The sequence below is a fragment of the Methylosinus sp. PW1 genome (assembly GCF_000745215.1).
In the GTDB taxonomy this organism is placed as follows: domain Bacteria; phylum Pseudomonadota; class Alphaproteobacteria; order Rhizobiales; family Beijerinckiaceae; genus Methylosinus.
The window spans coordinates 2469931-2487267 of sequence record NZ_JQNK01000009.1 but is presented as its reverse complement, the minus strand read 5'-3'; the positions used below and the strand labels follow the sequence as shown (position 1 = coordinate 2487267).

Below are 17337 nucleotides of genomic sequence, written 5' to 3'. Positions count from 1 at the left end.
GTCGCATTGAACCGAATCGAACACGTAACCGGCCGAATCCTAGCGGCGAGGCGGCAAAGAACAAGGCGAATCGCAATCGGGCCGACAAAAAAACCGGCCCCTTTCGGAGCCGGCTTGTTTTTCTTTCAGCTTTGCGCGCCGCTCAATATTTGGCGAGCACGGGCTGCAGCAGGTCGCCGCCGAAGCGATAGGTGACGCCCGCCGAGACGACGATCGGATTGATCGGCAGCGACACTTTGACCGGAACGAAGATCGGGCCGAGCGCAGCCGCCCCCGGCACGAAAGCGACGGCCGTCGCGTGAACCATCGGATGAATGCCGATATATTTGACGTCGACGTTCACGCCCCAATGCTCGTTGAACATATAGTCGAAGCCGGCTTGGCCGACCACGCCCCAAGAGGGAGCGACGGTCGCCCATTGGAAGGTGGCGAGCGCTCCGGGCAGGCCGAGACCGGCCAGCGCCGAGCCCGCCGCGAAGGGGATGCCCCAGACGTCATTGTTGACGCGCGTGCCCCAGAAGGCCGTGAAATTCGCGCCGACGCCGAGATAGGGCTGGAACTGGCCGAAATTGGTGAAGTGATACTGCGCCATCAGGGACGGCGGGAACACCCAGGAGCGCGCGAAGTCGCTGGCGATGGTGCCGGTGCCCTGAATGTGATGCGGCGCGATGCAGCAGATCGCCTCGATCGCCCAGTTCTTGGTCAGGTAATAGGCCACGTCGAGCATGGGAACGATCGACGTCGACGTATTGGTGCTGGCGCCGGAAATCACGCCATTCGCGCCGGTAAGGCCCGAGAGGCGGCCGATGGAGCCGAGCGCCGGATGGCCGATGCCCTGGTCATAGACAGTGCCATGGCCGTCCAGCGGAATGACGCTGCCGACCTTCAGGCGAACCTGGAAGGGCTGATAGCTGTCGACGAAGGCCGGCGGCGGCGGCTCCTTAAGCGACGACAGGCCGTCGGCGCGCGCGACGAGGCCGGGCGCGAAGGGGTCGAAGTGCCAGTTGAGGCCGACGCGGACATTGTGGAAACGGGTCGGCGAATTCTGCGTCGCGGCGAAGACGGGCGTCGTCGTGCCGAGGATCGCCGCCGTGCCGCCGTTCAGAGAGACGGAATTGGCGTTGGTGGAGCCGAGATCGACATAGAGATATTCGGCCTTGACCGACCAGTTCGGGATGGGCGACCACTCGACGCCGCCGCCCGCCGTCCAGCCGGTGCGCGTGTCGTCCGAATAGCCATGGCCGACGGCGCCTCCGCCGAAGCCCGCTGCGGCGGCGGCGGCGAAATTATCCGCGAAGCCGACATTGTGGATCACCTGGCCATAGGCGAAGCCGCCCGTGCCATAGATCAGCAGATTGGGAATGGACGGCAGAGTGAAGCCGACTCGGGCGCGGACAGTGCCGAACCAGTCGACCGCCTTGGTCGAATCGGCGGTCTGCAGATGCGCGCCGGTGGCGTCGAAGACGCCGATCCCGGATTTCGCCTTGCTCTCCACATCTGTGGCCTGAATATCGGCCTCGAGGCCGAGAACGAGCCAGGGCGAGATCTGGTGATTATAGCCGACCTGTCCGCCGCCGATGACGCCGTGCAAATCCTGCGAGGCGCCCCAGGCGGAGCCCAGCGGCACGGCGGGAGCCAGAGCGCCCGCCGAAATATAGCCGAGACCGCCCGTCTCCCGGCTGGAATCGCCGAAGCCATAGCCGATGTTGATGCCGCCGTAGAGACCGGTCCAAGTGAAGGCTGGGGGCGGCGGCGGAACTGGCGCGCCTTTCAGCGAGGGAAGATCGGCCGCCTGAACCGCGCTCGCTGCGGTCAACACGGATGCGGCGAGCGCGCCGCGCAAAACACTTCTCATCAGGCTCCCCCGTCGATTGCTCTTAGGACGGCGCGCAACGCGCCTGTCCGAGTCGGCGCTCAAATTGCTCCGATTTTCGACGGGAGGACTTGATCTAGATCAAAGACTGCCTCGTCTCACAATTCTTTCTCTACAGCTGTGACTCTTTGGCAACAGGTCGCGACAGTTGCCATTGCGCGGCGATCCTATTAATCGGGGGGCGAACCGCCGGATTCTGCGGCCTTTCTGGGGCGAAACGGCAGAATCGCGGCAGATTCGTCGGCGCCGCCCGCTCAGTAAGCTCGGTCGCGGCTGCGACAATTCGACTTACCCGAAACACGAGCCGAAGTCCGCGGCGAGGCCGCGTCCGGCGGGGGAGACACAATGCTCGAAGCGGCCTTGGCGCATGGGCTGAAGCAAGACGAATATGAGCGCATTGTCGCGCTGATCGGCCGTGCGCCGAGCCTCACAGAGCTCGGAATCTTCTCGGCCATGTGGAACGAGCATTGTTCCTACAAGTCTTCGCGCATTCATCTGCGCAAGCTGCCGACCAAAGCGCCCTGGGTCATCAAGGGGCCGGGCGAGAACGCCGGCGTCATCGACATCGGCGGGGGCGACGCCTGCGTCTTCAAGATGGAGAGCCACAACCACCCGTCCTTCATCGAGCCTTATCAAGGCGCGGCGACCGGCGTGGGCGGCATTTTGCGCGATGTCTTCACAATGGGCGCGCGGCCGATCGCCTGCTTGAATCTCCTGCGCTTCGGCAAGCCGGCGCATCCAAAGACGCGGCGGCTGGTCGCCGGCGTGGTCGCGGGCGTCGGCGGCTATGGCAATTCCTTCGGCGTGCCGACAGTGGGCGGGTCGACCGAATTCGACGAATCCTATGACGGCAATATTCTCGTCAACGCCATGGCGGTCGGCCTCGCCCGCACGGATTCGATCTTCTATTCGGCGGCGGCGGGCGTCGGCAATCCGATCGTCTATCTCGGCTCCAAGACCGGCCGCGACGGCATTCACGGAGCCAGCATGGCCTCCGCCTCCTTCGAGGCCGACGCCGAGGAGAAGCGCCCGACCGTGCAGGTCGGCGACCCCTTCTCGGAGAAGCTTCTGCTCGAAGCCTGTCTCGAGCTGATGGCCTCGGGCGCCGTCATCGCCATCCAGGACATGGGCGCGGCCGGCCTCACTTCTTCCGCCGTGGAAATGGGCGCCAAGGGCAATCTCGGCATAGAGCTCGACCTCGACGCCCTGCCCTGCCGCGAAGAAGGCATGACCGCCTATGAGATGATGCTCTCGGAGAGCCAGGAGCGGATGCTCATGGTGCTGAAGCCCGAGCAGGAGAAAGAGGCCGAGGCCATTTTCGTGAAATGGGGCCTCGATTTCGCGATCATCGGCAAGACCACCGACAATCTGCGCTTCGTGGTCAAGCACAAGGGCGTCGTCGAGGCCGATCTGCCGATCAAGGAGCTGGGCGACGAGGCGCCGGTCTATGACCGTCCCCATGTCCCGACGCCGAAGCCGCCGGTTCTCGATGCGGCTTCGATCGCGCCGATCGGCTCCAACGCGCAAGCGCTGCTCGCTCTTCTGGCGACGCCGGATCTCTGCTCCAAGCGCTGGGTGTGGGAGCAATACGATCACCTCATCCTCGGCAATACCGTGCGCGCGCCGGGCGGCGACGCCGCCGTTGTGCGCGTCCGCGACGGGCGCAAGGGACTGGTGCTGACCACCGACGTGACGGCGCGCTATTGCGCCGCCGATCCGGCCGAGGGCGGCCGCCAAGCCGTCGCGGAGGCCTGGCGCAATATTTCCGCGCGCGGCGGCCAGCCTTTGGCGCTCACCGACAATCTCAATTTCGGCAATCCCGAAAAGCCCGAGATCATGGGCCAGTTCGTCGGTTGCCTGCAAGGCATTGGCGAGGCGGCGCGTGCGCTCGACTTCCCGATCGTCTCCGGAAATGTCTCGCTCTACAATGAGACGCAGGGTACGGGCATTCTGCCGACCCCGGCGATCGGCGGCGTCGGCGTGATATCGGATGTCGCGCTCGCCTCCACCATTGCTCTGCCCGAGGGCGGCAAGACGATCCTGCTCATCGGCGAGACCAAAGGCTGGCTCGGCCAGTCGCTCTATTTGCGCGATCTCGCCGGTCGCCGCGACGGCGCGCCGCCGCCGGTCGATCTCGAGGCCGAGAAGCGCAATGGCGATTTCGTGCGCGCGCTCGTGCTCGAGCAGCGGGCGCTCGCCGTCCATGATCTCTCTGACGGCGGCCTCGCTGTGGCGCTCGCCGAAATGGCGATCGCCGGCGGCGTCGGCGCGACCCTGGACCGCCTGCCGGAAGGCCCCGCCCATGCGACCCTCTTCGGCGAGGATCAGGCGCGCTATCTGGTCGTGACCGAGCCGGCGGAAGCGGCGGCGATCGAGGCGGATGCGAAGGCCGCGGGCGTGGCGGTTCTCGCTCTCGGCGCGACCGGCGGAAACGAGTTGCATCTGCCCGGCGAGGCGCCGATATTGCTTTGCGACGTGCAACATGCGCAGCAGGCGCCGTTGCCGGCCTATATGGCCGGGGACGACAGCGTCTTCGCTCTAGGCTTTTAGGAGGTCGAAGCGCAATGGCGATGGAAAGAAGTGAAATCGAGCGTCTCATCAAGGTGGCCATACCGGACGCCGTGATCGAGATCACCGCGCTCGCCGACGACGGCGATCATTGGGCCGCCTCGGTGAAGTCGGAGTCCTTCCGCGGCAAGAGCCGCGTGCAGCAGCATCAGATGGTCAACAAGGCTTTCGGCGAGCGCCTCGGCGGCGAGCTGCATGCTCTGGCGCTGACCACGATCGCGCTCTAAGAATCGTTTCCACGCCCGGCGGCGCTCGCCGGGCCGCCTGCAACGGAACCTTGAATTCCGCTAGACGAGGTAATCCCCATGTCCGACTCCACCACTACCGCGATCAAGAACGAGATCGACAGCGCCGACGTCGTGCTGTTCATGAAGGGCACGCCCGCCGCGCCGCAATGCGGCTTCTCCATGCAGGTCTGCCAGATTCTCGGCCATGTCGGCGTTCCCTTCAAGAGCGTCAATGTGCTGGCCGATCCCTTCATTCGCGACGGCATCAAGGCCTATTCGCAATGGCCGACCATTCCCCAGCTCTATGTGAAGGGCGAGTTCATCGGCGGCTGCGACATCACCCGCGAGATGTTCCAGTCCGGCGAGTTGACCGCGCTCTTCGACAAGGAAGGCATCGCCCACGCGCAGACGGCCAAGGCGTAATCGGGCGGAATCTCAGCGTTCTCCCTTCTCCCGCTTCGCGGGAGAAGGTGGCCCTCGCGTCAGCGAGGGTCGGATGAGGGTCCGGGACGCCGCCGGGCTCTCATTTCGAAGCAGCGCTAATTCGTATGGACCCTCATCCGACCCGGCTACGCCGGGCCGCCTTCTCCCACAAGTGGCACGGCTGTCCGGGGAAACTCAGGCATAGATCATCTCGATCTGGCAGTCGGACTTCCACCGGCTCGGCACGCGATATTTGGGCGGCGGCTCGTCGATCGATGCGACGGGCCGGCGCGCGAACAGGAAGCGGCCAGCCAGCTCGGCGAAGCGCAGCGGCGGCAGAGTGACGCCGTGGCTGTGCGCGGCGATGCGCAGCAGCAGGAAGGCGATCATCGCCGCCAGCAGCTGAAGCTTGATGGCGTTCTCGTTCTTGCCCAAGAACTTGCGGATCGAGAGATGCTGCTTCAGCCAGCGGAACAGCAGCTCGATCGCCCAGCGCGCCTTGTAGAGCGCGGCGATCTCCACCGCATCGCGGGTCATGTCGTTGGTGATCACCTCGATGATCGGCGATTTCGTCCGGCTCGCCGCGTCGCGCTCGATGCGGATGCGGCGCAGGCGCATCCGCAGCTTGGAATCGCCCTTGCTGGCCAGCGCGACCTCGCTGTCCGCGAGCACGGTGAAGCCGTCGCCGCGGGTCTTATCGAGCGGCCGTTCGGCGACGACCTTCAAGCGCGTGTTGGTCTTTGGCCGCGTGACGAAGAGCGCCCCGGCGTCGTGAATGCCCTTCCACCATTTGAAATCATAATAGCCCTTGTCGAAGACATAGGTGGCGCCCGCCTCGATCGGCGTCTTCTTGCCGATGGTGACATCATTGACATTGGCGAGCGTCACCTCGACGCGATAGGGACGGTCGGCCCCGCGATCATAGGCGACATGCATTTTGAGCCCGTGGATGCGGCCGTTGGAGCGGGCGAACGCATGGAACTTGCTCAAAGGGATGGGGGTCGAGTCGATGAGGCGGAGCATCTCGGCTCCCTCGCGCCGCGTCTTGCGGTCGAGCGTCGCGGCGAGCAGAGCGAAGAGATCGGCGAAGACGGCGACGGGCCGGCGGGCGCTGGCTTCGGCGAGCGTCGAGCGCGCGAAACGCCCGACGCCCAGGTGATAATGCCCATTGGCCTCGGCGTTGAAGGCGGCGACGAGGGCGCGCAGGCTGACGACCGCGCCCAGCTGCGCGAAGATCAGCGCCACCAGATGGCTCCAGCTCCTGAAGGATTTGTCGTAGGCGTCGCCGCCGTGACGATCCACGATCTTCTGGAAGCTGCGACGATCGATCGGTTTGAGAAGCTCGACGAAGACGCTATTCTCGAGGCGCATGTCCGGCTCTTTCTTTCTGAGTCTCGACAACCAGAAAGTACCCCGAAACTCTCGGGAAAGCCGGGCATGCGCCCGCGACCTATCGACTCATTCCCCGGACAGCCGTGCACAAGTGGGAGAAGGGAGAGCCCTAACCGCCGATCTTGACGCCTTTCGTCTGCGCCAAGGCGATGGCCAGCAGCGCGACATGCTGGCTGTTGATGATTTCCCCGCCGAGCGCCAGCGCCAGCGCCTCGCGCCAGGGGACGCGCTCGACGCGAATATCCTCGCCGCTGTCGAGATTCAGAGGCGCCACCTCTTTCGCGCCCTCGCCATAAAGGACGTGAATCCAATTGGCGTGGCTCGCCGGATTGGGCGAAAGACGCGCCAAATGTCGCAATGATGGCGCGGCGTGTCCGGTTTCTTCCAGCAACTCCCGCGCGCCGGTGGCGACGGGATCGCTCTCATGCGCGTCCATTCTGCCGCCCGGCAGCTCCAGCGACGCCACGCCGGCGCCATGGCGATATTGCCGGACCAGCAGCAGACGGTCCTCCTCGTCCAGCGCGACGACATGGACCCAGTCGGAATATTCCAGCACGTAATAGGGATCGAGCGAGACGCCGCGCTGCGTCACGCAATGATCCGCCCGCAGCGTGAGCCATGAATCCTGCACGAGCGTCTGCGAGGAGCGGACCTCCCAGGGCCGCAATATGTCGTCGCTCAAAGCCTCATCCTCAGGGCGTCGGCCGCGAGGAGAGCTCCGCCGTGCGCGTCACCAGAGAGCGGCCCTCTTCCGAATCCCAATTGGCCGGACCCTGCATCAGGCCGATCTGGCAGCCGGAGCCGTCGATCAAAAAGGTCGTCGGCAGGCCCAGCGCCTGCCCGGTCTGGCGCAGCTGGAAGAAAATCTCGGCCTTGGGATCGGCGTAATAGGCGAGATTCTTCGCGCCGATCTCGCCGAGGAAGGCCTTGGGCCGCTCGAGCCTGGACGTGTCGACATTGATCGTCACCACCTCGAACTTGTCCGAGCCGGCCGCCGCCTGCAGCCGATCGAGCGCGGCCATCTCGCCGCGGCAGGGCACGCACCATGTGGCCCAGAGGTTGAGCAGCACGGTCTTGCCCTTGAAGTCCTCGAGCTTGCGCGGCTTTCCGTCCGGCCCGGTGAAGGTCACTTCCGGCATGGGCTCGGGCGCGCTCGCTATGGCCATGGCCGCGACCTCGCCCTTGGCGAGCGCCGACACGCGCTGCGAGGTGTCGCGGGAGGCGGCGCAGGCCTGGCTCACCACGCTCGTCTTGCCGCTAGAGCCGCCGTTCACGTATAGAACGCCGGCGATGGCGGCGACGGCGAGAGTCGCGCCCGCGATTTTCGGCAGATTGCCTCGGCTGGAGCTTTCTATCTGGTCGGTCATCGATCCCTGTTCCGCGAGGAGTTATGACGAGCAAAATATGGGGGGGCCGCTTTCAGAGCGCAACCGACGCAATCCTGGAGGCGATCAACGTCTCCATCGATTTCGACAAGCGCCTCGGCCCACAGGATGTGCGGGGCTCCCTCGCTCATGTCGCCATGCTGGCCGAAACCGGCATAGTTTCGGCCGAGGACGCCGCCGCCATCACGCGTGGTCTAGAACAAATCCGCGGCGAAATCGAGGAGGGGCGCTTCACCTTCTCGCGCGCGCTCGAGGACATTCATATGAATGTCGAGTCCCGCCTCGCCGAGCTCATCGGCCCGGCGGCCGGGCGGCTGCATACGGCGCGCTCGCGCAACGATCAGGTGGCGACCGATTTCCGCCTCTATGTGCGCGACGCGATCGACGACATAGAGGCGCAATTGGCCGATCTCCAGCTCGCCCTCGCCGAAAAGGCGCTGGAGGAGGCCGGCAGCGTTATGCCCGGCTTCACCCATCTGCAATCGGCCCAGCCCGTCACTTTCGGCCATCATCTGCTCGCCTATGTCGAAATGCTGGCGCGCGACCGCGGCCGCTTCGCCGACGCCCGCGCGCGGCTGAACGAATCGCCGCTCGGCGCGGCGGCGCTGGCCGGCACCTCCTTCCCTATCGATCGCGAGAAGACGGCCAAGGCGCTCGGCTTCGCGCGGCCGACGGCCAATTCCTTGGACAGCGTCTCCGATCGCGATTTCGTGCTGGAGACGCTTTCGGCGATGGCGATCTCGGCGACGCATCTCTCGCGTTTCGCGGAGGAGATCGTGCTGTGGACGACCTCGCAATTCGCCTTTGTCGCGCTCTCCGACAAATTCACCACCGGCTCCTCCATCATGCCGCAGAAGCGCAATCCCGACGCCGCCGAGCTGGTGCGCGGCAAGACGGGACGCATCATCGGCGCGCTGCAGGCGATGCTCATCGTGATGAAGGGCCTGCCGCTCGCTTACTCCAAGGATATGCAGGAGGATAAGGAAGGCACATTCGACGCGCTCGACAATTTCGCGCTCTGCGTGGCGGCGATGGCCGGCATGATTCGCGACATGAGCGTCGATCGTCCGCGCATGCGCAAGGCGGCGGGCGCCGGCTACGCCACCGCCACCGACCTCGCCGATTGGCTGGTGCGCGCGCTGAATCTGCCCTTCCGCGAGGCGCATCATGTGACCGGCCGCATCGTCGGCATCGCCGCCGAGCGCAATCTCGGCCTCGAGAAGCTGCCGCTGGCGACGATGCAGGAGGTCGAGCCGCGCATCACCGAGGATGTGTTCAGCGTGCTCGGCGTCGAGAAATCGGTGAAGAGCCGCACGAGCTACGGCGGCACGGCGCCGGAGAATGTGCGCAAGCAGGCGCGCCGCTGGCTGAAGCAATTGGCGAAGAAGTAGAGGCGGTCGCCCCCTCCCTCACCCTCCCCCGCTTTGCGGGAGAGGGAGGCGGCCGGCGCTTCGCGAAATCTCGATGACGCGCGTAACCTGCTCCCTCTCCCGCGAAGCGGGGGAGGGCCGGGGAGGGGGCGAGCAACGAACTCGTCATCCGCGCGCTTTCGTCTATAGTGCCGGCCCGATCCGGCTCCGATGGATGAGACCTATGGCTGATCTGCTCCGGCCGCGTTCGGCGGCGACGCTACTGATTCTCGCGCTCGCGCTTTCCGGCTGCGGGCGGCGCGGCCCGCTCGACTATCCGCCGGAGGTCGCGGCGCGGCCCAAGGCCGTCGTCGTGCAGAAGACGACGCTCACCCCCGTCGGCGGCAAGACGCCGGTCGCCGAGGATGTGCAGGCGGTGGAATATATCCCCGGCACGCCGGGCTACCGGCCGCCCGAGCAATATCCCTTCATCCTCGATCCGCTTCTCGACTAGATAAGAGCGACATGCATCACTTCGACTATCGCGCCGGCGCGCTCTACGCCGACGATGTTCCATTGGCCAAAATCGCCGAGCAGGTCGGAACGCCCTTCTACTGCTATTCGGCGACGACGATCCGCCGGCATTTCCAGGTCTTCTCGGCGGCCTTCGCCGGGCTCGACGCGCTGGTCTGCTATGCGCTGAAGGCCAATTCCAATCAGGCCGTGCTGACGCTGCTGGCCGGCCTCGGCGCGGGAATGGACGTCGTCTCCGGCGGCGAGCTGAAGCGCGCCCGCGCCGCCGGCGTTCCCGCGAGCAAGATCACTTTTTCTGGCGTCGGCAAGACGCAGGCCGAGATCGCGCTCGCGATCGACGAGGGCATTTTCTGCTTCAATGTGGAGTCGGAGCCCGAGCTCGCCGAGATTTCCCGCATCGCCTCCGCTAAGGCCAAGCGCGCGCATATCTCGCTGCGCGTCAATCCCGACGTCGACGCCAAGACCCACGCCAAAATTTCGACCGGCCTCGCCGAGAATAAATTCGGCGTGCCTTTGTCGCGCGCGCGCGAAATCTACGCCCATGCGGCGAAGCTGCCCGGCATAGAGGTCACGGGCGTCGATATGCATATCGGCTCGCAGATCACCGATCTGGCGCCTTTCGACGAGGCTTTCTCGCTGCTCGCCGAGCTGGTCGCGGGGCTGCGCGCCGATGGGCACAACATTTCCCATGTCGATCTCGGCGGCGGGCTCGGCATTCCCTATCACGAGGGCGAGGACCCGGCCTCCTATCACCCGGATCGCTACGCCGAGATCGTGCGCCGCCATATGGCCGAGCTCGGGTGCAAATTGCTGTTCGAGCCGGGGCGGCTCATCGTCGGCAATTCGGGAATATTGGTCACGCGCGTGCTCTATGTGAAGCAGGGCGAGGCCAAGTCTTTCGTCATCGTCGACGCCGGCATGAACGATCTCGTCCGCCCGACGCTCTATGACGCCTGGCACGAGCTGATCCCGGTCGCCGAGGCGGCGCCGTCGCATCCGCGCATTATCGCCGACGTCGTCGGACCGGTGTGCGAGACGGGCGATTATATCGCGCTCGGCCGCTCCATCCCGGAGCCGGCGCAGGGCGATCTATTGGCCATTCTGACGGCCGGCGCCTATGGCGCGGTGCAGGCGGGAACCTACAACAGCCGCCCGCTCGCGCCAGAGGTTCTCGTCGATGGCGACAAATGGGCCGTGGTGCGCGAGCGCCCGAGCGTGGAACAGCTGATCGCGCTGGATTCTGTGCCGGAGTGGCTGCGGAAATAGGCGCGCCGCGGATTAGTGAAGGAGCTTCTGCGCCGCGATCAGGAAGCCGCCGAGCGCAAGCTGCGTGACGACGAGCCAGCGGAGAATGTCCACCTTGAGGTTCGCGGCGGAGGTTTCGATCTTGGCCTCGACCTCGCGAATATCCGATTTGGTCGCGAGAAGACCCGCGTCGATCTCGCGAAACGCCTCGACCACGCCGATGGCCTGCTCTTCCGAGAAGCCTCTCTTGCGTAGAATTTGCGCGATAGCGAGCGTGTCGATCGTCAGAGCCGTCATGGTACACAAGATAGCATGTTCGCAGCCGCATTCAACACGGGCCGAATGCCGCCCTATAGTGTGACGCATGACCGGATCAGTTCACATTAGACAGGCGTTGCCGACGGATGCCGGCGAAATAGCCCGCGTTCACGTAGAATCGGTCCGCGCAGCCTACAAAGGCATTTACTCTGACGAGCACCTTAAGAAGCTGTCCGCTGATCGGATGGCCCTGAATTGGCTTCATGAGGAAAAAGGTCATTTAATAATTTCTGAATATGCCGTCTTTATAGCTGTAATAAATAACAAAATCATTGGATTTTCTGACCTGGGACCCACGACGAGCAAGTCGGTTGCAGAGTTATATGCAATTTATCTCGACCCCGCCTATATTGGAAAAGGCATCGGCAGCTCTCTGTTTCGGAAATGCGTTGCGAATGCGAAGCAGCGTGGCTTTCAAACGATGAAGCTGACTGTTTTGAGCGCGAATTCTCCTGCGCGCATATTTTATGAACACATGCGAGGTCGGGCGCTGCCTGAAACGGAAATCGAGATCAATACGGGCGGAACGCGAGCCAAAGTCATCACCTATGAGTGGCCTGACTTATCCGCCGTCCGCACCGAAGGACGAACGCCGGATTCTCGATTTTCGTAGTCCCTGGAAAAGCCGGCGACGCGGGAGAACAGTCTGCAGCTCTGTCGCCGCCGCAAGGAGCGACGCGCCGAAGCCATCCGTCAGCGGGACGCCCTCGGCTCTGATCGCTCCGCCTCGCTCGCGACGATGACGCGGGAAGCGCCTTACGCGCGCCCCTCCACGCTCTTCTCGATGATCTGCGCGAGATCGGTCATGATCGCGTTGAGATCGTAGTTCTTCGGCGTGTAGACCGCCGCCACGCCATTGTCGCGCAGCAGCTTCTCGTCGGCTGGCGGGATGATGCCGCCGACGACGAGCGGCACTTCGCTCAGGCCCTTCTCCTTCATCAGCCGCAGCACCTCATGCGCCAGCGTCACATGCGAGCCGGAGAGGATCGAAAGGCCGACGCAATGCGCGCCTTCCTTCTGCGCGGTCTCGACCAGCTCGGCCGGGGTCGAGCGAATGCCGGCGTAGATCACGTCGAAGCCGGCGTCGCGGGCGCGCACGGCGATCTGCTCGGCGCCGTTGGAATGGCCGTCGAGGCCCGGCTTGCCGACCAAAAATTTGGCGCGCTGGCCGATCTTGGTGGAGACGCGCTGCACCTCCTCGCGCACCGCGTCGAGCTGGCCGCCGACCTGCCGCGCCGTGGCGGAGACGCCCGTCGGCGCGCGATATTCGCCGAACACGCCGCGCAGCACGGTTCCCCATTCGCCCGTCGTCACGCCGGCCTTGGCGGCGGCGATCGAGGGCTCGACCATATTGCGGCCTTCCTTCGCGGCGCGCACCAGTGCGTCCAGCGCCGCCTGCGCGGCCTTGGCGTCGCGCTGCTCGCGCCAGGCGTTCAAACGCGCGATCTGCTCGGCCTCGACATGCTCCGGCACGACCATGATCTGATTGTCGCCCGCGGTGAGCGGCGAGGGCTCGCCCTCGGTGAATTTATTGACGCCGACGACGATCTGCTCGCCGGCCTCGATCGCCTCGAGCCGCGCGGTGTTGCTCTCGACGAGCTTGGATTTCATATAGCCGGCCTCGACCGCCGCGGCGGCGCCGCCCAGCTCGTCGATCTTCTTCAGCTCGGCGACGGCCTCTTCCTTCAGCGCCGCGACCTTTTTGGCGATCGCCGGATTGCCGTCGAATATGTCGCCATATTCCAGAAGATCGGTCTCATAAGCCATGATCTGCTGCATGCGCAGCGACCATTGCTGATCGAAGGGCCGCGGCAGGCCGAGCGCCTCGTTCCACGCCGGCAGCTGCACGGCGCGGGCGCGCGCGTTCTTCGACAGCACGACGGCCAGCGATTCGATCAATATGCGATAGACGTTGTTCTCCGGCTGCTGCTCGGTGAGGCCGAGAGAATTCACCTGCACGCCATAGCGGAAGCGGCGGGACTTCTCGTCCTGCACGCCATAGCGGTCGCGCGTGATCTCGTCCCACAGCTCGACGAAAGCGCGCATCTTGCACAGCTCGGTGACGAAGCGCATCCCGGCGTTGACGAAGAAGGAGATGCGGCCGACCACCTCGGCGAAATCCTTTTCCGAGAGGCCCGCGCGCTTCACCCCGTCGAGAATGGCGCAAGCCGTGGCGAGCGCATAGGCCAGCTCCTGCGCCGGCGTCGCGCCGGCCTCCTGCAGATGGTAGGAGCAGACATTCATCGGGTTGAACTTCGGACACTCTTTCGTCGTGAAGAGAATGAGGTCCTGCGTCAGCCGCAGCGATTGCGCCGGCGGAAACACATAAGAGCCGCGCGACAGATATTCCTTGATGATGTCGTTCTGCGTCGTGCCTTGCAGCTTTGCGCGCGGCGCGCCCTGCTCGTCGGCCGCCGCAATGTAGAGCGCGAACAGCCAGACGGCGGTGGCGTTGATGGTCATCGACGTGTTCATATCCGCGATCGGAATGCCGTCGAACAAAGTGCGCATGTCGCCGAGATGCGACACCGGAACGCCGACTTTGCCGACCTCTCCGCGCGAGAGAATGTGATCGCTGTCATAGCCGGTCTGGGTCGGCAGATCGAAAGCGATGGAGAGACCCGTCTGGCCCTTGGCGAGGTTGGAGCGATAGAGAAGATTCGACTCCTTGGCCGTGGAATGGCCGGCATAGGTGCGGAACAGCCAGGGCTTGTCGCGACGGGGTGCGGATTCGGTCATGTGTTCGGTCCCTCCGGGACTTGCGATAACATAAGACGCAGGCGGGACGGAAGCGGGCGGACGCCGGTCAGCCGCTCTTGCGGCCGAGCGCGCGCTCCATGGCGAAGACGCGCAAAGCGGAGGAGAGATTGGCGCGGCCGCGGCCGGCGTCTATGCGCGCGACGAGGCCGGCGAGCGAGCAGCCCTCCTCCTCGGACGCCGCCTTCAGCGCCTCCCAGAAAATGCGCTCCAGCGACACGCTGGTGCTGTGGCCGGCGATGACCAGCGAATGCTTGGCGACGGTCGAGGCTTTGTCGTCCTCGGCCGCCGGCTCGGGGGGCGCGGCCCTGCTCGAGGGCGCGCGGGCGCGTCTGCGGGTCATGGTCTCATCGGTTCCGCGCTCCGGCGATCGGAAAATGCTCTGTCTTGTCCCAATAGAATGGCCTGACGCACAGCTCGCGCAAGGCGCGCCAGGAGGCGAGGGAGAGCATCAGGCTCCACAGCGGCCAGCGCAGCAGCGCCGGCCAGAGCCAGACAATATCCGCCTCGCCCATGGCGACCGCGCGCGGCCAGGCGCTGGCCGCGAGGCCGCCGGCGGCGATGAGGCAGAAGAGGAAGCTGGCGAGGCCGTCGCCCAGCGTCCTCGGCGCCAGCAACGCGCCGAAACCCGCGTCATGGACGAGGCAGAAGAGAAAGATCGGCCCATGCAGCGGCGCGATGAAGCCGCCCGCCAATAGGGCCAGCGTCGTGACGCCGCGCAGGGCGCCGAGATCGGCGAAATAGGCGGAAGGATCGCGGCAATGGACCAGCGCCGTCTGCATCCAGCCTTTCATCCAGCGGCTGCGCTGCGCCACCAGCGCGGCGAAGCGCGTCGGCGCCTGCTCCTGCGTGCGCGAGGCGAAGGTGCGGGCCGTATAGCCGCGCCGCGCCAGCCGCAGGCCGAGATCGGCGTCCTCCGTCACATTGAACGCGTCCCAGGCGCCGACGGCGCGCAGCGCGGACACGCGAAAATGATTGGAGGAGCCGCCGAGGAAAAAGGGCAGGCCGGCCGCGGAGGCGCCTTTGTCGATCACATCGAACAGGACGGCGTAATCGATGCAGAACATGGCCGTCATCCAGCTGCGCCGGTGATTGTGGATGAACAGGCTGGCCTGCAGGCAGGCGAGATTTTCATCCGCGGCGGCGAACAGCGCCGCCGCGTCGCGCAGCTGGCCGCGGTCGGGCAGATCTTCCGCGTCGAAGACGGCGACGAGCGAGCCGCGCAGAAAAGGCGTCGCCATATTGAGCGCGCGCGGCTTGGTCCGCGGCGCGCCGGGCGGCGCGACGATGATCTCCCACCCCGGCCGCAGATGCGCGGCGCGCAGCGCGGCTGTGGTCGCAGCGTCGTCGCATTCCACCACGAATTTGACGTCCAGCTTGGCGCGCGGATAATCGATCGCGTCCAGCGCCTCGGTCAATTGCGGAACCACGCCGGCTTCGTCGTAGAGCGCCACGATAATGGAATAGAACGGAAGGTCGCGCTCCTCCAGCGCCGGCGCGGCGCCGCTCGCCGCTTTGCGGATCGCGCAGAAATAGAGGCGCAGGCCGATATTGGCGAGAAACAGCAGAGCGAGCAGCGCCGCGGCGGCGCGCGAGGGCGCCCCGGCCGGCGAGAGCCAGGCCGCGAGCAGAAGGAGATTGCCGAGCGCGAAAGCGATGGGCGCGCGGCCGGCGAGCGCCCGCCGCGCCGCCAGCTCCGGCGCGACGCGCTCCACCGAATAGGCGGCGGCCTCCGCCAGCCGGCGCGACGAGGAGCGGCGCAGCGCCTCCTCGAAATGGGAGGGACGCGTGATGGCGAAGAGCGGCCGCCCGGCGGAAGAGCGCGTCACGCCGACGAGACGGGCGATGTCGTCGCCGCGCGGCGCGAACAGCCAGCGCATCCCCCGCGGCTCCTCGGCGAGGCGGGCGTAGCCGCGCGCGGCGTCCTGCTCCAGGCTCTCGGACGGCTCCAGCGCGGGCGGCGCGTCGAGATAAGGGACGCGCAGCTCGGCCGCCAGAATGCGATAGAAGCGCTCCTCCGGGATCAGCCCTTCGGCGATCAGCGCGGCGTCGGCCTTCACGCCCTGCCGCCGGGCGATGGTCGCGCCATATTGCAGCATGACCAGCGGCGCGCCATGGGCGGCGAGAAAGGCGATCTCGGGGGGAAGCGGCCGGCCGGCGCCGGGCGCGGGCGTCTCCGGCGCCGGGCGGGCGCGCTGGCGGGCGAGCGTAGACTCGGGCTCGCGGCGGCGCGGGAAAACGGCCCCGTCGTCACGATGGGGCGCCGGCGGATACGGCGAAACCCTATCGACCGGATTCACGCTCATACGCTAATCTCCGCGACGCGCGGGCTCCTGCCGCGCCGGGCGGCTGCGAGGCCTCGAATGATGTGCGAGAAAAGAACTGTGGCTGAAGCTTGGCGTAGATGCGGAACTTTGACAAGCTTACGCTGCGCTCTCGTCGCGGGGATGGTTTCCGTCGTGGCGCCGGCCTCCGCCGCGGACAGCGTCGTCGCGGCGGCGCCCTCCTTCTGGGACCCGGCCCGCAAGCTGGAAAAGCCCGACCTCTCGACGATCAAGCAGATTCGCTTTCTCACCGAGGATGATTTTCCGCCCTTCGACTTCGCTCTGCCGGACGGAACCATCGCCGGCTTCAACGTCGATCTGGCGCGCGCCATTTGCGAGGAGCTGGAGATCTCCTGCACCATTCAGCGCCGGCGCTGGGACACGCTGGTCGCCGCTCTGGACGAGAACGCCGGCGACGCCGCCATCGCCTCTTTCGCCATCACGCCCGAGACGCGCAAGAAGGTGGATTTCACCCAGCCCTATTACACGACGCCGGGACGCTTCGTGGCGCGCAAGGATTCGGTGCTGCCCGGCGCGACGCCCGAGGCGCTCGCCGATCGCACCATAGCGGTCGCCGCCGACAGCGCGCATGAGGCCTATCTTCGCAAATTCTTCCCCGCCTCCACGCTCGCGACCTATCCCAGCGCGCAGCAGGCGCGCACGGCGCTGAAGGAGGGCCGCGCCCATGCGATGTTCGGCGACGCCATCTCGCTGGCCTTCTGGCTGAACGGCGCCGACGCCGCCGATTGCTGCATGTTCAAGGACGGGCCTTACGCCGATCCCGCCTTTTTCGGCGATGGCGTCGGCGTGGCGGTGAGAAAGAACAATATCGTGCTGCGCCGCGCGCTGGATTACGCGCTGGCGCGCGTTGCGCAGAAGGGCGTCTACGCCGAGCTCTATCTGAAATATTTTCCCGTGGGGCCTTATTGAATTGCGCGCGCG

Annotated in this window: 16 protein-coding genes; 8 read left to right on the top strand and 8 right to left on the bottom strand. The window is 65.8% G+C overall.

What is annotated here, in order from left to right; translation table 11 throughout:
• Positions 1 to 142: 142 nt before the first annotated feature.
• Complete coding sequence (locus tag K369_RS21370) at positions 143 to 1855, bottom strand: OmpW family outer membrane protein (RefSeq protein WP_036294022.1); 1713 nt, start codon at positions 1853 to 1855, stop codon at positions 143 to 145.
• A gap of 363 nt (positions 1856 to 2218) precedes the next feature.
• Between K369_RS21370 and purL the strand changes: the two genes are divergently transcribed.
• The 3 genes from purL (at position 2219) to grxD (ending at position 5091) form a co-directional block, all read left to right on the top strand.
• The gene (gene purL, locus K369_RS21365; protein WP_036294020.1) at positions 2219 to 4423 is read left to right on the top strand and encodes a phosphoribosylformylglycinamidine synthase subunit PurL; all 2205 of its coding nucleotides are present in this window, start codon (positions 2219 to 2221) and stop codon (positions 4421 to 4423) included.
• Positions 4424 to 4437: 14 nt separating this feature from the next.
• The gene (locus tag K369_RS21360) at positions 4438 to 4668 is read left to right on the top strand and encodes a BolA/IbaG family iron-sulfur metabolism protein (RefSeq protein ID WP_018267018.1); all 231 of its coding nucleotides are present in this window, start codon (positions 4438 to 4440) and stop codon (positions 4666 to 4668) included.
• A 78-nt stretch (positions 4669 to 4746) separates the two neighbouring features.
• Positions 4747 to 5091 (top strand): Grx4 family monothiol glutaredoxin, encoded by a 345-nt coding sequence (gene grxD / locus K369_RS21355; RefSeq protein ID WP_036294017.1) that lies wholly within the window; start codon positions 4747 to 4749, stop codon positions 5089 to 5091.
• A gap of 195 nt (positions 5092 to 5286) precedes the next feature.
• Here the strand turns inward: grxD and K369_RS21350 are convergent, their stop codons facing one another.
• The 3 genes from K369_RS21350 to K369_RS21340 form a co-directional block, all read right to left on the bottom strand.
• The gene (locus tag K369_RS21350) at positions 5287 to 6462 is read right to left on the bottom strand and encodes an IS4 family transposase (RefSeq protein WP_036289774.1); all 1176 of its coding nucleotides are present in this window, start codon (positions 6460 to 6462) and stop codon (positions 5287 to 5289) included.
• A 130-nt stretch (positions 6463 to 6592) separates the two neighbouring features.
• A complete protein-coding gene (locus tag K369_RS21345; protein WP_036294015.1) occupies positions 6593 to 7165 on the bottom strand; it encodes an NUDIX hydrolase in 573 nt (190 codons plus the stop codon).
• A 10-nt stretch (positions 7166 to 7175) separates the two neighbouring features.
• Positions 7176 to 7850 (bottom strand): TlpA disulfide reductase family protein, encoded by a 675-nt coding sequence (locus K369_RS21340; protein WP_036294013.1) that lies wholly within the window; start codon positions 7848 to 7850, stop codon positions 7176 to 7178.
• Positions 7851 to 7873: 23 nt separating this feature from the next.
• Between K369_RS21340 and argH the strand changes: the two genes are divergently transcribed.
• From argH to lysA, 3 genes are all read left to right on the top strand, one after another.
• Complete coding sequence (gene argH / locus K369_RS21335) at positions 7874 to 9259, top strand: argininosuccinate lyase (RefSeq protein WP_036294012.1); 1386 nt, start codon at positions 7874 to 7876, stop codon at positions 9257 to 9259.
• A gap of 202 nt (positions 9260 to 9461) precedes the next feature.
• Positions 9462 to 9731, top strand: a complete 270-nt coding sequence (locus tag K369_RS21330) for a lipoprotein (RefSeq protein ID WP_036294010.1) — start codon at positions 9462 to 9464, stop codon at positions 9729 to 9731.
• Between the two features lie 11 nt (positions 9732 to 9742).
• Positions 9743 to 11017 carry a diaminopimelate decarboxylase gene (gene lysA / locus K369_RS21325; RefSeq protein ID WP_036294008.1) on the top strand — a complete coding sequence of 425 codons (1275 nt, stop codon included), beginning with the start codon at positions 9743 to 9745 and terminating at the stop codon, positions 11015 to 11017.
• A 12-nt stretch (positions 11018 to 11029) separates the two neighbouring features.
• Here the strand turns inward: lysA and K369_RS21320 are convergent, their stop codons facing one another.
• Positions 11030 to 11293, bottom strand: a complete 264-nt coding sequence (locus tag K369_RS21320; RefSeq protein ID WP_036294006.1) for a hypothetical protein — start codon at positions 11291 to 11293, stop codon at positions 11030 to 11032.
• Between the two features lie 67 nt (positions 11294 to 11360).
• On the opposite strand from K369_RS21320, the gene K369_RS25755 reads away from it, so the two are divergent.
• A complete protein-coding gene (locus K369_RS25755; protein ID WP_084570770.1) occupies positions 11361 to 11927 on the top strand; it encodes a GNAT family N-acetyltransferase in 567 nt (188 codons plus the stop codon).
• A 143-nt stretch (positions 11928 to 12070) separates the two neighbouring features.
• Here the strand turns inward: K369_RS25755 and K369_RS21315 are convergent, their stop codons facing one another.
• The 3 genes from K369_RS21315 to K369_RS21305 all read right to left on the bottom strand — a co-directional run bounded on the left by K369_RS21315 (position 12071) and on the right by K369_RS21305 (position 16377).
• Positions 12071 to 14053: a protein meaA gene (locus tag K369_RS21315; protein WP_036294004.1), complete on the bottom strand. Its 1983-nt coding sequence runs from the start codon at positions 14051 to 14053 to the stop codon at positions 12071 to 12073.
• 67 nt (positions 14054 to 14120) lie between these two features.
• Positions 14121 to 14414, bottom strand: a complete 294-nt coding sequence (locus tag K369_RS21310) for a ribbon-helix-helix domain-containing protein (RefSeq protein WP_036294002.1) — start codon at positions 14412 to 14414, stop codon at positions 14121 to 14123.
• Positions 14415 to 14418: 4 nt separating this feature from the next.
• Entirely contained in the window at positions 14419 to 16377 is a 1959-nt protein-coding gene (locus tag K369_RS21305) for a glycosyltransferase family 2 protein (RefSeq protein WP_051949455.1), read from the bottom strand.
• Between the two features lie 141 nt (positions 16378 to 16518).
• Between K369_RS21305 and K369_RS21300 the strand changes: the two genes are divergently transcribed.
• Positions 16519 to 17325 (top strand): transporter substrate-binding domain-containing protein, encoded by an 807-nt coding sequence (locus tag K369_RS21300; protein WP_245278263.1) that lies wholly within the window; start codon positions 16519 to 16521, stop codon positions 17323 to 17325.
• Positions 17326 to 17337 lie beyond the last annotated feature (12 nt).

Coding starts and splice junctions, on each gene's coding strand:
- K369_RS21370 (WP_036294022.1), bottom strand. CDS start 1,855: ATGAGAAGTGTTTTGCGCGGCGCGCTCGCCGCATCCGTGTTGACCGCA.
- purL (WP_036294020.1), top strand. CDS start 2,219: ATGCTCGAAGCGGCCTTGGCGCATGGGCTGAAGCAAGACGAATATGAG.
- K369_RS21360 (WP_018267018.1), top strand. CDS start 4,438: ATGGCGATGGAAAGAAGTGAAATCGAGCGTCTCATCAAGGTGGCCATA.
- grxD (WP_036294017.1), top strand. CDS start 4,747: ATGTCCGACTCCACCACTACCGCGATCAAGAACGAGATCGACAGCGCC.
- K369_RS21350 (WP_036289774.1), bottom strand. CDS start 6,462: ATGCGCCTCGAGAATAGCGTCTTCGTCGAGCTTCTCAAACCGATCGAT.
- K369_RS21340 (WP_036294013.1), bottom strand. CDS start 7,850: ATGACCGACCAGATAGAAAGCTCCAGCCGAGGCAATCTGCCGAAAATC.
- argH (WP_036294012.1), top strand. CDS start 7,874: ATGACGAGCAAAATATGGGGGGGCCGCTTTCAGAGCGCAACCGACGCA.
- K369_RS21330 (WP_036294010.1), top strand. CDS start 9,462: ATGGCTGATCTGCTCCGGCCGCGTTCGGCGGCGACGCTACTGATTCTC.
- lysA (WP_036294008.1), top strand. CDS start 9,743: ATGCATCACTTCGACTATCGCGCCGGCGCGCTCTACGCCGACGATGTT.
- K369_RS21320 (WP_036294006.1), bottom strand. CDS start 11,293: ATGACGGCTCTGACGATCGACACGCTCGCTATCGCGCAAATTCTACGC.
- K369_RS25755 (WP_084570770.1), top strand. CDS start 11,361: ATGACCGGATCAGTTCACATTAGACAGGCGTTGCCGACGGATGCCGGC.
- K369_RS21315 (WP_036294004.1), bottom strand. CDS start 14,053: ATGACCGAATCCGCACCCCGTCGCGACAAGCCCTGGCTGTTCCGCACC.
- K369_RS21310 (WP_036294002.1), bottom strand. CDS start 14,414: ATGACCCGCAGACGCGCCCGCGCGCCCTCGAGCAGGGCCGCGCCCCCC.
- K369_RS21305 (WP_051949455.1), bottom strand. CDS start 16,377: ATGAGCGTGAATCCGGTCGATAGGGTTTCGCCGTATCCGCCGGCGCCC.
- K369_RS21300 (WP_245278263.1), top strand. CDS start 16,519: ATGGTTTCCGTCGTGGCGCCGGCCTCCGCCGCGGACAGCGTCGTCGCG.